12 protein-coding genes are annotated in these 13,628 nt (G+C 44.9%); all 12 read right to left on the reverse strand.

From position 1 onward, the window contains the following. Window positions 1-5: 5 nt before the first annotated feature. The 12 genes from xylA to DH10bf12_RS17550 all read right to left on the reverse strand — a co-directional run bounded on the left by xylA (window position 6) and on the right by DH10bf12_RS17550 (window position 13,605). Window positions 6-1,334: a xylose isomerase gene (gene xylA / locus DH10bf12_RS17495; RefSeq protein ID WP_471736491.1), complete on the reverse strand. Its 1,329-nt coding sequence runs from the start codon at window positions 1,332-1,334 to the stop codon at window positions 6-8. After that, complete coding sequence (locus DH10bf12_RS17500) at window positions 1,331-2,278, reverse strand: aldose epimerase family protein (RefSeq protein ID WP_471738266.1); 948 nt, start codon at window positions 2,276-2,278, stop codon at window positions 1,331-1,333. The genes xylA and DH10bf12_RS17500 overlap by 4 nt, the downstream gene beginning before the upstream one ends. Then, window positions 2,217-2,849 carry a YesL family protein gene (locus DH10bf12_RS17505; RefSeq protein WP_471736492.1) on the reverse strand — a complete coding sequence of 211 codons (633 nt, stop codon included), beginning with the start codon at window positions 2,847-2,849 and terminating at the stop codon, window positions 2,217-2,219. The genes DH10bf12_RS17500 and DH10bf12_RS17505 overlap by 62 nt, the downstream gene beginning before the upstream one ends. Next, a complete protein-coding gene (locus DH10bf12_RS17510; RefSeq protein ID WP_471736493.1) occupies window positions 2,812-4,959 on the reverse strand; it encodes a glycoside hydrolase family 52 protein in 2,148 nt (715 codons plus the stop codon). Before DH10bf12_RS17510 ends, DH10bf12_RS17505 begins: the two co-directional genes overlap by 38 nt. A gap of 107 nt (window positions 4,960-5,066) precedes the next feature. Then, window positions 5,067-5,876, reverse strand: coding sequence for a carbohydrate ABC transporter permease (locus tag DH10bf12_RS17515; protein WP_471738267.1), 810 nt, complete (start codon window positions 5,874-5,876; stop codon window positions 5,067-5,069). A gap of 105 nt (window positions 5,877-5,981) precedes the next feature. After that, complete coding sequence (locus DH10bf12_RS17520) at window positions 5,982-6,860, reverse strand: carbohydrate ABC transporter permease (protein WP_471736494.1); 879 nt, start codon at window positions 6,858-6,860, stop codon at window positions 5,982-5,984. 145 nt (window positions 6,861-7,005) lie between these two features. Next, window positions 7,006-8,307: an extracellular solute-binding protein gene (locus DH10bf12_RS17525; RefSeq protein WP_471736495.1), complete on the reverse strand. Its 1,302-nt coding sequence runs from the start codon at window positions 8,305-8,307 to the stop codon at window positions 7,006-7,008. Between the two features lie 117 nt (window positions 8,308-8,424). After that, window positions 8,425-9,201, reverse strand: a complete 777-nt coding sequence (locus DH10bf12_RS17530) for a response regulator transcription factor (protein WP_471736496.1) — start codon at window positions 9,199-9,201, stop codon at window positions 8,425-8,427. Then, a complete protein-coding gene (locus tag DH10bf12_RS17535; RefSeq protein WP_471736497.1) occupies window positions 9,194-10,948 on the reverse strand; it encodes a sensor histidine kinase in 1,755 nt (584 codons plus the stop codon). The genes DH10bf12_RS17530 and DH10bf12_RS17535 overlap by 8 nt, the downstream gene beginning before the upstream one ends. A 251-nt stretch (window positions 10,949-11,199) precedes the next feature. Then, window positions 11,200-12,888 carry a methyl-accepting chemotaxis protein gene (locus DH10bf12_RS17540; RefSeq protein ID WP_471736498.1) on the reverse strand — a complete coding sequence of 563 codons (1,689 nt, stop codon included), beginning with the start codon at window positions 12,886-12,888 and terminating at the stop codon, window positions 11,200-11,202. Window positions 12,889-13,032: 144 nt separating this feature from the next. Beyond that, window positions 13,033-13,233: a YjfB family protein gene (locus tag DH10bf12_RS17545; RefSeq protein WP_471736499.1), complete on the reverse strand. Its 201-nt coding sequence runs from the start codon at window positions 13,231-13,233 to the stop codon at window positions 13,033-13,035. A 12-nt stretch (window positions 13,234-13,245) separates the two neighbouring features. Next, window positions 13,246-13,605, reverse strand: a complete 360-nt coding sequence (locus DH10bf12_RS17550; protein WP_471736500.1) for a DUF8042 domain-containing protein — start codon at window positions 13,603-13,605, stop codon at window positions 13,246-13,248. Window positions 13,606-13,628: the final 23 nt, after the last annotated feature.

Below are 13,628 nucleotides of genomic sequence, written 5' to 3' on the forward strand. Positions count from 1 at the left end.
TCATCTTACACGCGTACTTCTGACAATGTTTCAAGCAGGTACTGGTTCAGCAGCCCCTTCAGACGCTCCTGTCTGCCAGATTCATTTTTGATTTCACCGAGTGACAGTGCATACTGCTCAAGTGATGTCAGATCGGCCTTTCCATTTACAATATCCAGCCCGACGCCTTCTGTAAATGATTTATAGCGGTTTTCAAGAACATTTTCAAACACGCGATCTTCAATCATTTTGGCTGCTACCTTTGCCCCGATTGCAAAGCTGTCCATCCCTGCGATATGTGCTTCAAGCAGATCCTCCTGTGCAAATGAAGCACGTCTCACTTTTGCATCAAAGTTCAGTCCACCTGAACCAAGTCCGCCGTTTTGAAAGATCTCAACCATTGCAAGTGTTGCAGCGTAAAGGTCAGTCGGGAATTCATCTGTATCCCAGCCAAGCAGCGTATCACCCTGGTTCGCATCAACCGACCCGAGCATCCCGTTAATTCTGGCTAAGCGCAGCTCATGCTCAAATGTGTGACCTGCAAGTGTTGCGTGATTGGCTTCAATATTAAACTTGAAGTGATCAGTCAGGTCATATTTCTGCATGAATGACAGGCTTGTTGCCACATCAAAATCATACTGATGCTTTGTAGGCTCTTTTGGCTTTGGCTCGATCAGGAACTGCCCTGTGTAGCCAATCTCTTTCGCGTAATCGACTGCTAAATGGAAGAAGCGCGCCATGTTATCCATTTCAAGCTTCATATCTGTATTCAATAGCGTTTCATATCCTTCACGTCCGCCCCAGAACACATAGTTCTCAGCCCCGAGCTTCTTCGCTGTATCAAGCCCTTTTTTCACCTGGGCAGCCGCATAGGCAAAGACGTCAGCATTGTTCGTTGTTGCCCCGCCGTGAACGTAGCGTGGATGAGTGAACAGGTTCGCTGTATTCCATAAAAGCTTTGTTTGGGAAGTGGTCATATATGACTCAATCATATCAGCAATTTCATCAAAGTTTTTAAATGATTCCTTCAGTGAATCGCCTTCAGGTGCAACGTCAACATCATGGAAGCAGAAGTATGGCACACCAAGCTTTTCAAAAAACTCAAAAGCAGCCTCCACGCGCGCTTTTGCAAGGTCCATTCCGCTGTAACGGTCCCATGAGCGGATCATCGTCGGTGCACCGAACGGATCTGTACCGTCAGCTGTGAACGTATGCCAGTAAGCGACTGAAAAGCGCATCCACTCAGCCATTGACTTCCCGTTTACCGTTTCATCAGCTTGATAATATTTAAACGCCATCGGATTTTTAGAACCCGCTCCCTCAAATTGAATCTTTCCTTCATTAAAATGTGTCATTTGATTTCCTCCTCTAATGATCTGATGTCTATCGTGGCTTCAATACTTAACACTTCTCCGGGTTTAATAGCCCTGAAGCCTGCTGCAGGATCGTTTGGTAAATGTGGTGCGTTGGTGATCCAGGTGTATGGCTCCGGGCAGATAAATCCTTTAACTTCATGGAAGATCACCCAGTTGGTTACATTGTCAGATACTTGATAATCAATCCTTAGCTGATCCTTTGGTCTAACGATAGAAGCCGTTCGCTCACCGTTATCCGTAAACGCATCATCCAGCATGACACCCTCAAGTGACGCTGGCAGATGTGCAATGCTTCTCTGACCAGTCGGAAGATTTCTGTCATTCAGCTCCCACTGTTCATCCACTGATGCCCGAAAAATATCAGTAGCCGCATCAAATATAAAACTTGTATGCCACCCAAATCCCGCAGGCATCTCTCTTTCACTCAGATTACTGATCCGGCAGCGCTTGATCAATGATTCACCCTTCAGTTCAAAATAGAGTTCCACCTGAAAATGGTGTGGAAAGCCTTTTGAAATGTCAGGATAGTCTTCACTGTCAAAGACGACTGACAGTGATGACTCAGACTGACTTTTTACATGAAAAGGACGCTCAATAACGAAACCGTGAATATGATTATTTAATTCAGGTTCATTTAACGGCAGCTGATAGCTGGTACCGTTAAAGCTGAATGTTCCATCTTCTATTCGGTTGGGTGGAAACAATACGGGTGTGCCGAATAACACTTTTCTTTTTAAGTAAGCTGTCTGATCAGTTGGTGCCCTTAAAATCTCAGTTGCTCCTCTTTTTAAAGACATCAGGTTGGCACCTTCAGATGGGATAATGACAGCTGTTAAATGCTGATTCTTAATTTGAACTGCATCAGGAAACCATTCCAGTTTGAAGCGCCTCCTTTTTCCTGCTGATCTGAATAAAGCGGTGATAGGCTGGCACCATAAAGGCCACTGCGAAAGTGACGAGTCCGAAAAATGGAAATAGTGCCGGCATGGCAGCAAATAAAAGAATGAGTGCTGCTGCACTGAATACCATCAATAAGGTGTGAAGCGGACTGATCATTGCAATAAGCGCAGCCTGTTTAACCATTTGTAAAAAGCTGAGCTCATAGTGGACCCATATCGGAAAGAGATATAGCGTGACGCCAGCGGTCAGTGTGATGAAAAGAACAGTTGCAACAAACTGTATTGGGTGGGCACCTCCATTGAACATAAAAAATGCAATTTGTGTTACCAGTAAAATCAGAATTCCCGTAAACAGAAGCATTGGCTTCCATGACTTAATACAGGATGTGATAAACGCTGTGTGGAACGCTCTCCAGATTTTCAAGTCTGCTTCTCCGCGCAGCCATTTTCTGATGATAGTGAATGCAGCAATCGCTGTCGGCACAGCTGTTAATCCAAACCCTGCGATCAGATAGCCGAGCCAGATCAGGTTCAGCCATGCGCCTTTTGAAATCCATTCACATAGTGTGTACAGCCCGTTCATGGTCTTTTCCATGAACCTCATCTCCTTTAGATTCTTCAAGCCATAAAATACTTGTCACGCCGCGCGGATAATATTTACTGCCGGCAATTTCCCCGTTAATAATCTGGTCACTCCAGCTCCAGAATGACAGCTCAGGATGCGTCAGCCATTTTACATGCGCAGCATCTGCTGAGGAATCGACATTTTTCCCCATAATTTCCCGGGCAATAAACTGACACAGATAAATTTTACTGAGCCATGAGTTGCCGCTTGTCGATGAAAGCTTCCAGCCGTTGTCATCAAACAGGCAGATGCCTTTTTTCAGAACTGCATCATAATGAGTGTGAAGTGCTTTTAAATAGTGTTTAAATGGACCTTCCTCATCAAGCGCTTTTTCGATTCCAAGTACGTATGGGAAAATAAGACCTTCAATCGCCGGGATGATTTTCGAATCGTTGTTTTCACCCATGACTGCCGGAATATAGCCATCTTCCGTTGCAAAATACACCATTGTATCGGCTGCCTTTCCGGCCTGGCTGTATGCCTGTTTAGCATAGTCACTATCACCGAGATCAGTCAGCATTTGCTCAAGTGCCAGATAAGACGCCCACGTTTTTCCTGCAAGGTACAGATTATTTCTTGCCTGACCGAGTGATACGTCCAGGCTGTCGTAAGTCGTGATCTCAGCGCCACCCATTGTTCTTGAAGAATCAAGCGCCATAATGCCGTTGCGTTTTGACGGCTCCGGATGATCACGGTTCATGAGACTTTCAAGACAGTCTTTTACGACCTCTTCATTTTGCTTAAGCCACTCATTGTCACCTGACTGCTTTACATAAACAGCCGCTGTCAGAATCCAGTTCACAAGCTGCTCATGTGTCATATGCGAGAAGCAGCCGTCAATGCCATACAGCTCATATGATGAATAACCCGGTCTTGAAAATGTATTGGCAACACCCATGTCATGTGTAAAACTAATACCGCCAGGATACGTTTTCTCTTCTCCCGGGAACCTCACTTCATCTCGATAGCTGTAAAGCTCAATGAATAAATCCAGCTCATTTTTAACCGTCCATGGATTCATCTTCATTTCGAAAAACAGCTGATCCACTGTCAGGTCAAATGTATTCATCATGCGGTATTCACCTTCATTCACTACCCATAAAGGTTTGCCGTCCTGCTCTAAAAATTGTGTACTGCCGTAATAACTTCTGATCGCATGATTCATCATAAAGCGCTGATCGTCTGACAGGTTTTCCGAATCAGTCAGTTGATTGGCTGCGACTGAGCGCTCCTTCAGCTCTTCAAAATGATCGTGTGAATAAGCGGCTACTTCTTCAATTGAGTCAAATAGCTTTGTATAGTAGTAGCTGCTCTTCATTCCGGCTGTAATATTGCCGTCCCTGTAAAAACTGATCACAACATCAAGCGTCTCCTTCTCACCTGCAGGCACATCAATAATGAGTGTCCCTACAGTCCCTAAGCCAAACGCCCAGTTTTCCTTATGCGGATCAGTCAGTATATTTTCAAGACTGAAATGCATTGCGGAAAAAGCGTCAGGATTTTGCGTCGTGACTGCAGTAAATGTCCCCTGGCCAAAGCCCTTTGCATCCATCGTGTCATCAAGCTTCCTGACAGACGTGTAAGCGTCAGTTCCCTGGTAGCCAAAAAAAGCTCTTCGTGTGCGGCTGCCTTTTGTATTATCGATCGTCAGGGTCGCAATTACACTTGGTACAACGACCAGTTTCATTTCATCAGCGCTTGCCTGATCAGGATCCGGTACGCCTTCAGCTTTTGAATAAATCGTGAGCGTCATATCACCTGCTTTAAAAGTGTCAGTACCTAGTTTAAAATCACGTGTCACATCATCTTCGGCATACTGATGCAGGATTTTTGGTTTATCAGGATCAGGGTCCATATTTTCAATGTCATATCGCTTGCTTTCCTCTTCAGTCAGCTGGTGGAAAAATGGAAAAGCATCGTAATGACCTTTCTGATCTGCAGATTCAAGGCCAATATAAACGTTTTGGGCAGGCGAACGTCCGAGTTCTACATCGAGGCCTCCGCCAGCGCCGGGAAATCCAAGTGTAAAGCTTGAAAATGCGCCAATTGGTGAATGATGTGCGTTGAAAAATTGATTCATGTGGGTCATCCTTTCTTGTTATGTATGTGTGGTTTGAGTTGATGGGAATATAGAGCCGGGACAGACCCGGGTCTACATCGCAGAGGCGGGTCTGTCCCGGCTCTACACTACCCCTTAACAGAACCCGCCGAAATCCCTTCAACAATCCGGTCACTCAGGAAAATAAATGCGATTAAAATCGGAAGTATACTAATTACGAGCGTGGCACCGATCGCACCCCAGTCTGTTGAGTACTGGCCGATAAAGTTCTGAATACCGACTGTCAGTGTTTTGAACTGATCTGCGCTGATAAAGGTGTTGATAAAAACGAATTCGTTCCAGTTATAAATCATGTTGATAATCGCCGCTGTTGCAATCACGGGTGCTGTCATCGGAAGTGTGATCTGGAAAAAGATTCTGTGTACAGAAGCCCCGTCCATAACTGCTGCTTCTTCAACTTCACGCGGCAGCACCTGATAGAATCCGTAGAGAATCATGATCGTGATCGGGAGGTTAAATGCCGTGTACGTCAGGATAATTGAAAGCGGATGGTTGATCAGGTCCAGATTAGAAAATGTGTTAAAGAGCGGAATCAATGTCGAGTGAACCGGAATCATCAGCCCGACCATGAAGAGTCCAAGAAACAGGCTGCTCTTTTTCCACTTCATTCTTGTCAGTGCAAATGTCGCCATACTCGCGAATAAAATCGTCAGTATAACCGCTGAACCTGTATACAGAACGCTGTTGAAAAAATACTGACTGATGTTTCCTTCCGTCCAGACTCTGATATAGTTCTCCCACCTTGGTGTTGCAGGCAGTGCAAATGGTGAAAGTTCAAATACTTCCTGATTATTTTTCAGTGAAAACAAAACGAGCCATACGAGCGGGAAGATCTGAAACACGCCGACAATCGTAAGCACGATATAAAGCAGCGTCATGCTGATTGTATGTCTGACCTTCCCTTTACTTTGTTCCGCAGCTTTTTGGCGTGCTAATGCGGATTGTTTTTCAGTTAATGCTTCATTTCGCATAAAGCAGCCTCCTTAATATTGAATATCTTCATCTGATACAGTTACTTTTCTGATCAGCCACGTAATCAACAGGCAGATCACAAGCAGAAAAAATCCGATGGCACTTGCATAACCGAAGTCAAAACGGCTGAACGCCTGACTGTACATATACGATGCCATGACTTCACTTGCACCGTTTGGCCCGCCGTTTGTCATCACATAAATGAGATCAAAGTATTTTAGTGAACCAACTACCGCAAGCACGATCGTTACTTTAATCACGTTCATGATCAGCGGCACTTTGATTTTCCATGCAATATCCCAGGCACTTGCGCCGTCAATTTTTGCGGACTCAACAAGTGATTCCGGAATATTTTTCAGCGCTGCATAATAGATCAGAATATAAAAGCCAGCGTACTGCCAGATGATCGGGATAAAGATCGCAAACAAAGCGAGTGATGGTTCAGCAAGCCACGCCGGCGGATTTTCAATACCAATTGAAATTAACAATGTGTTTAGAATTCCATTTGTCGGGTGATAAATTTTCATCCAGAGCTGGGCAATCGCAACTGAAGCGAGAAGCATCGGGACGAGATAAATTTTTCTCAGGAAATTCGCACCTTTAATTTTGCCTGCGAGCACGAGTGAAATCAGCAGGTAGCCGATCAGGCTCAGTGCTGAAAAGACAGCCAGCAGCAGTGAGTGCCAGGCACTGTCCCAAAACGCTGCATCCCTGATCAGTAATGTGTAATTTTCCAGACCAATAAAGGTCATCTCCCCAATCCCGTTCCAGTTCATTAAGCCGAAATAGCCGGTCTGAAAAATCGGGATGTAGACGAGCGCAAGGAGTAAAAGCAGGCCAGGCGCCAGATAAAGGGCAATGATTTTTTTACTTGATAAAGCCTGATCCATCTGAATCATTCCTTTCATGGTGTCGAGCGGTGTATAACTTTTTACTCAAAATAAGGCCGGATTGTCGTCAAAAACCCAAATTTTGCGTAAAAGAAAAGACATACCCAAAATGGTGATATGTCTCTTCTTATGGTCAGCAGGAAGCTTACTCGGCGGCGAGCGCTTCTTCGTGCTGTTTGACAAAGTCTTCAGGTGTTACTTCTTTACCATACAGTGACTGGATCAGATTCAGGTGCGTTTCTGCAACACCTGCACTCATCTGCACATCAGCAAATAGTGTCAGGTTGCTTGCATTTCCCAGTTCATCAAGTACGTCAATGTACATATCAGGCAGGTCAACTGCTTCTGTATCAACGACTGTTGCAGGGATCACGCCCGCATCCGTTACAGAACGCTCACCCCATTTTTCAACGAAGAACTTAACGAATTCTTTTGCCTCATCCTGCACTTCAGAGTTTTCAGAGACAAATAATCCTACACCAGGTCCGCCAACCCAGCTGTCGATATCGCCTGCTCCGCCGTCAACTTCAGGAAACTTGAAGAACCCGATGCTGTCCCGGAATTCCTGTGGTACGTCTTCATTTGTAGTATAGTTTGGCAGCTCCCATGTACCCATCAGATACATGCCGGCGTTGCCATTCATAAATTCTGATTTACCTTCATCATTTGAAAGTCCATTAAAGCCTTTGTTAAATGCATTTGCATCTACAAGCCACTGAATTTCTTCTGCAGCCTGCTCAAGTGCAGGGTCTTCAAAGGTGCCTTCACGGTTGATCGCCTGTGTCAGCACTTCAGGGCCTCCGAAGCGGTCAGCTAAATACATATACCACAGTGATCCTGTCCAGCGGTCCTTATTGCCAAGTGCGATTGGTGCAACACCTGCTGCTTCAAGCTTTTCAACAACTTCTTTAAATTCGTCATATGTTTCAGGTACTTCGATGCCGTGCTCTTCAAAAATCGCTTTGTTGTAATAAACAGGTGCAATATTCAGTTCGAGCGGCAGTCCGTATGTCTGATTATCAATTGCATACGCTTCAGTTGTACCTGTGACGAATTGGTCCTGAAGTCCGTCACCAAGTACATCATCAAGCGGTGCAAACAATTCACCTTCCACAAACGGCTGCAGATACCCTGCTGCCCATGTTACCCCTACGTCCGGCAGATCATTTGATGATGAAAGAACTTTGATTTTATTTTTATATTGCTCATTTTCGAGCACTTCAGTTTCAATTGTGACACCTGGATTTGCTTCCTCATATTCAGCGATGATGTCCGAAGCAATCATATTGTGCTGCTTAGAGCTGCCTGATGGCCAGAGGTGCATGAACTTCACAACCTTCTCGCTATCCCCTGCTGTACCGCTTGCTTCTTCCCCCGATGAACAACCAGCCATGATCAGCGCTGCTGTCATTGCAGCCGCAGAAAATGATAACGCTTTCTTTTTCATGTAATGTGTTCCCCCTTTTGTTTGTTTGAAGCTGACTTAAGTGTAGCACCGGAAAAATCATGCCGGTAGGTCACACTGATTGGGGAAAATTCCACTTTGATTAGATCAAATTTTCAGTTAGTTATGATTTCGTCTAAACTGTCCCGGCGTCAGCCCCTCATACTCTTTGAAAATCTTATTAAAATATTTTGCCGTCTGATAGCCTGCCGTTTCAGCTATATCAGCAACTGGGATGGTCGTTGTCAAAAGCAGTTGCTTCGCCTTTTGAATTCTCTTTCTCGTGACATATTCACTGAATGTGAGACCTGTCTGCTCTTTAAAAATGACGCTGAAATAACTGGGATTTAAGTGTACATGCTCCGCTACTTCTTTGAGCGTCATCTGTCTGTCCATATGCATATCTATATAATCTTTACCGGCCTGAACGGGTGAGGACATCTGTTTTTGATCCTGCTCAATATCGGCCAGTGAATGATCAGCTGCTTTTTGCATAATGCCAGCCCTCTCCTGGGTAAACTCCTTTTCGATTGCTTCTTCAACAGACTGGATCAGTTTTTTCTTCTGAACCGGTTTTACAAGATAATTCAAAACACCGAGCCTGATCGCAGCCTGTGCAAATTCAAATTCTGAATGTCCTGATAGAATGAGTGACACAGGCTGCTGTCCAAGCTGCTGAATTTCTTCAATGAGTTCAAGTCCTGTCATTTCAGGCATACAAATATCAGTCACCAGCACATGAATTTTTTCATTCTGTGCCGTCCGGAGTGCTTCCCCAGCTGATGCAGCTGAGCGGATTTTAAATCTGCCATCTGCCCAGACTTCAAGTGATTTTGTCAGTCCTCTCAGCGTTGTTTCCTCATCATCCACGATTAAAATTGTCCGTTCTTTATCCAAAACGCTCACCCTTTGATTCGTAATAAGGCAGTTCAAAGAACACCATCGTTCCCTTACCTTCCACACTTTCGATCTGCAGTCCGCCCGTTTCATGTCCTGCAAAGTGGAGCAGCAGTCTGTGGTGCACATTGGCGAGTGCAACACCATTCCCTTTTTTAGACGAGATGCCTTCAGCATTCATCGCTTCTGTTACCTGATTCAGTAATTCATCAGACATCCCGGGACCATCATCACTCACCATGACGATGACACGATCATGCTCTACTTCCGCCACCTCAATTTTAATTTCACCAGGATTCACCTTGCCTTCAATGCCATGCATAATTGCATTTTCAACGAGCGGCTGGATCATCAGCTTTGGAATCTGAATCGATTTCGTCTGGTCCGGTAAAATAATCTTCCACTTCAGACGTTCACCAAACCTCATTTTCATGACAGACATATACCGCTCCGCATGCTCAAGCTCATCCTGAAGCGTCACCCACTCATTTTTCCGCTTCCCGTTTGCAATCGTATACCTGAACAGCTCAGACATCGTCACGACATGTTCAGCCAGCTCACTCTCATCTTTTTCCTCTAACAGCCAGTACAGTGCATTCAGTGTATTGAAAAGGAAATGTGGATTGATCTGCGCCTGAAGCGCTTTCAATTCTGCCCGGTTCTGAATCAATTCTTTTTCATAAACGACCTGTATCAAATGATTCGTCTGTTCAACCATCTGATTATACGTCTGATTCAATTCATTAATTTCAATGCTTGAAGAGTTAATTTTATTTTTCTGAAGCTGACCTTCACGCGCTTTCTTCATTGTTTCAGTCAGTTTGAAAATTGGCTTAGTGATCACTGTAGAAAAACCGTATGATGCTGAAATAAAAATAATCATCCCAAGTATTGCCGACAATAAAATAATCAGTCCCAGCACACTTGCACCTGAAGCAAGTGCATTCATCGGTGTTGCAATATACGTCGTCCATCCAGTCACAGGTGACGTTTCCTGAACGAGAATATGCTCCTCCCCATTCAGCGTAACCCGCTGCTTCCCCTCCTGATCAAGGACTGCTGCAGCGAAATCTGTATTTGTCGTAATGACATTATCATTTGAATCAGCCAGCACTTTCATATCATGATCTTCAGTGCTTCCGCCATCAGAGAACCTGAAATAATTCGGATCAATTCTGATTACTAGATAGCCACCACTTGCAAAGCTGCGTTCAATCAGACTGATCCTTCTAATCGCAAGCAGCGAGTTCGAATACTGAGGATCCTGCCCCACCCAAATCTGGCGTCCCTGTTCATAATCAGCACGAACAACCCAGTATGGCGCAACCCGGTCATACAAATATGTATCATCAAGCGGAAACAGCCGCTCATTCTCAGCACTGTACATCTCAAAAGACTGAATTCCATCTGAATATGCCTGAAACGTATTCCCGATCGTCAAAAGCGACTGCCGCTGCTGGAAAGTTGCTTCCTCCCCATCATACAAACGGGTTAGCAGCTGCTGGATCGACTGATTCGTCGCCACCTGTGTTGTAAGAAGATCTACCTGATCATACAACGTATCAGTTTTCCCCGATGCCTGAACAGCTGTCTGCTTCAACTGACGCTCTGCATTATCACGTAAAATCTGTCCACCAAAATAATATGTTGAGACCGCCACAAACGCTAACACAATCACCATGACAATCAGAAAAACAACGAGAATCTGATTGCGCAGCGTATTATATTTCTTCAAGCGCTGGATCAAAACACCCACCCCTAAGTATTTTTCATTTACTTTACCAGACTATTTCGAAATTCGGAATAGGAGGGAACTGGAAAAAAGGCGCAGGTGATACCCCATCCAAACAGGTGTTCAAACATTTCGATTTGGGGTTCACCAGCTACTCACCTGGTATGTATCACTGCCTCAACCGGTCACACGTGTTACTCAAACGGTAAACCCCTTCTCCACCAAAAACACAAAAACCCGGAGCTCCCCAGGCCCCGGGTTCTAGATCAAGCATTCAATTTAAATTTCCGAACCTCACCAGCCAGTTCTTCAGCAAGCCCCGCAAGCTCATCTGCACTTGCAGATATCGTCTCCATTGTGCTGAGTGACTGCTCGCTTGATGCGGCTGTCTCTTCGACTCCGGCTGCTGATTGCTGTGAAATCGAGGCAATCTCCTGAATGGATGCATTCATGGACTGGCTGCCTTCAGAGATATCCTGCAGATTTTCAGCAATCTGATCCACCATCTGAATCATGTCTCTGATAGATCCGTTAATTTCGTTGAATCGCTCACCAGTTACAGCGATCTGTTTTGTACCTTCATTTACTTCTTCATATCCCTGCTCAAGTGAACTTACCACGCTACGGGACTCAGTTTGTATTCCCTTTACAAAGCCGGTGATATCATTCACAGAATTGGCCACCTGCTCTGCAAGCTTGCGAACTTCATCAGCAACGACTGCAAAGCCTTTCCCCTGTTCGCCAGCACGTGCTGCTTCAATCGCTGCATTTAACGCTAAAAGGTTGGTCTGCTCAGCAATTTCACGGATCACACCGACGAGCTTTGAAATTTCATTTGTCTGATGATCCAGCCCGCGCACTTTACCCACTGCTTCAGTCATCACCTGATCAATCACCATCATCTGCTGGATTGAGGATTCCATCATTTGTGAGCCTTCTTCAGCACTGGTAACGACGTCATGTGAACGGCTTGAAATGTCTTCACTGCGCTGTGTTGTATCCTGGATCTTTCCTGAGAATTCTTCCATCGTTTCAGAAAGTGCGCCTGCATTTGTTGCCTGCGCTTCAGATCCGGAAGCAAGCTCCTGCATCGTTACTGCAATCTGCTCGCTGCCTTCACGCACTTCATTTGCAGACTGCGTGAGCTCCTCACTTTGGGCAGATACATTTTCAGTCGCTACCGCAATTTTGCTTACAACTGTTTTCAGATCTTCCTGCATTTGATTAGTCGCAGCTACGAGCGTTCCGATTTCATCTTTTCGTTTAGTGACGAGTGGTTCACGGGTGAGATCACCTTCAGAAACCCGTTCCATCCGGGAAGCTACACGTTTGAGCGGGCCGCCAATTGATTGTCCCATAAATATACCGATTGCAATCGCAGCAATTAAAGCAATGCTTGCAATGCTGTAAATAAAAATACGATTTTCCTGATATATAGACTGATTATCCTGATTCAGACTGTCAGCCACCTCTATTGAACGTGCCTTTAAATCATTTAAATCTGACTGCGCCATAGCAAACAGTGTACCTGACGATCCAATGCCACCTGCTGCTTCTTCATAATCACCTGTTTCAACATCTGCGATGACTGTCTCTGCAGACTCCCAAAACACACGCCAATTCTCTTCGAACCGTGTTAAATACCCTGCAGTCTGCTCTCCGGGATTTGTCGCCCAGAGTTCCTCCACAAGACGATCAACTTCTTCTGCATTATTGATTGCAGCATCAGTTAAGCGGGGACTCTCCTGTACAACAGCAGCAGTCATTTGTACACGTGTATTTTCCGTCAGCTTCATCAAATCCGCAGTAATCGATAACGGCTTCAGACGATTTTCATACATCATCTCTCCATTGAGACTAACTTCTTTTAAAGATAAAAGACTGACTGCAGCCAGTGACAACAGCATAGCTACGATCAGCAGGTAAGACACCACTAATTTCCCACGGATTCTCATAATACTTAACCCCCATGATATGTTTATACAACATTATTATCGGGTAAAAAGTATGATTTTTAATAGTGCTAATAAAAAATACTGAACAGGAGCATACCTTCACTTCAAAAATAAAAAGACACCTCCCAAAGAGATGCCCATCACTCAACCACTCACATCAATATGCCCGCCTAAATGAGGCTGTGCAGCATGCTGAACGGCCTTCACCTGAGAACTGTTCAGCATCTGAATCATCGACGCTGCATTCTGCTCTGCATGGTTCATTGTTTTTTTCATCATTGAAAACGATGCATCCTGCTTCATCTTGCCATGACTCAATCCTATTGATAAAGCTGCTATATCCACAGAAACTCCCCCTTACTGTGTTAAATAATCCTTGTACGTGTCCACAATCGCATGATCCAGCTTCTTAAACGCCGGAATCATCGACATCTGCAGCATCTCTTTCACCTGCTCAAACGCCTGCTCTGAATAAGCAGCAACGATCTGGTTCGCCACCTTCACTACCTGGTCAAAATGAACAACCAGCTCTGCCGGCGCAGCAGGCTTAATCGCAGCTTCAATCTGCGCGTATCCCTTCATTGCTTCTTCAAACATATACACCGATTGTTCAAATTGACCCTCATTAATTAATCGCTGCGTATGCTCAAGCGCCTCAACTACTGTCTCACCTAATTCTTTTGTTCTAACCACAACTTCTCTGAATCTCTCATCCATACAAACCTCTCCTAACAGAAAAA

The organism is Jeotgalibacillus sp. 10bf12 (assembly GCF_055597105.1).

Excerpts from the sequence above, each read along its gene's own strand:
- DH10bf12_RS17540 (WP_471736498.1), bottom strand. The coding sequence starts at position 12,888 with ATGAGAATCCGTGGGAAATTAGTGGTGTCTTACCTGCTGATCGTAGCT.
- DH10bf12_RS17505 (WP_471736492.1), bottom strand. The coding sequence starts at position 2,849 with ATGGAAAAGACCATGAACGGGCTGTACACACTATGTGAATGGATTTCA.
- DH10bf12_RS17525 (WP_471736495.1), bottom strand. The coding sequence starts at position 8,307 with ATGAAAAAGAAAGCGTTATCATTTTCTGCGGCTGCAATGACAGCAGCG.
- DH10bf12_RS17550 (WP_471736500.1), bottom strand. The coding sequence starts at position 13,605 with ATGGATGAGAGATTCAGAGAAGTTGTGGTTAGAACAAAAGAATTAGGT.
- DH10bf12_RS17520 (WP_471736494.1), bottom strand. The coding sequence starts at position 6,860 with ATGGATCAGGCTTTATCAAGTAAAAAAATCATTGCCCTTTATCTGGCG.
- xylA (WP_471736491.1), bottom strand. The coding sequence starts at position 1,334 with ATGACACATTTTAATGAAGGAAAGATTCAATTTGAGGGAGCGGGTTCT.
- DH10bf12_RS17515 (WP_471738267.1), bottom strand. The coding sequence starts at position 5,876 with ATGACGCTGCTTTATATCGTGCTTACGATTGTCGGCGTGTTTCAGATC.
- DH10bf12_RS17510 (WP_471736493.1), bottom strand. The coding sequence starts at position 4,959 with ATGAATCAATTTTTCAACGCACATCATTCACCAATTGGCGCATTTTCA.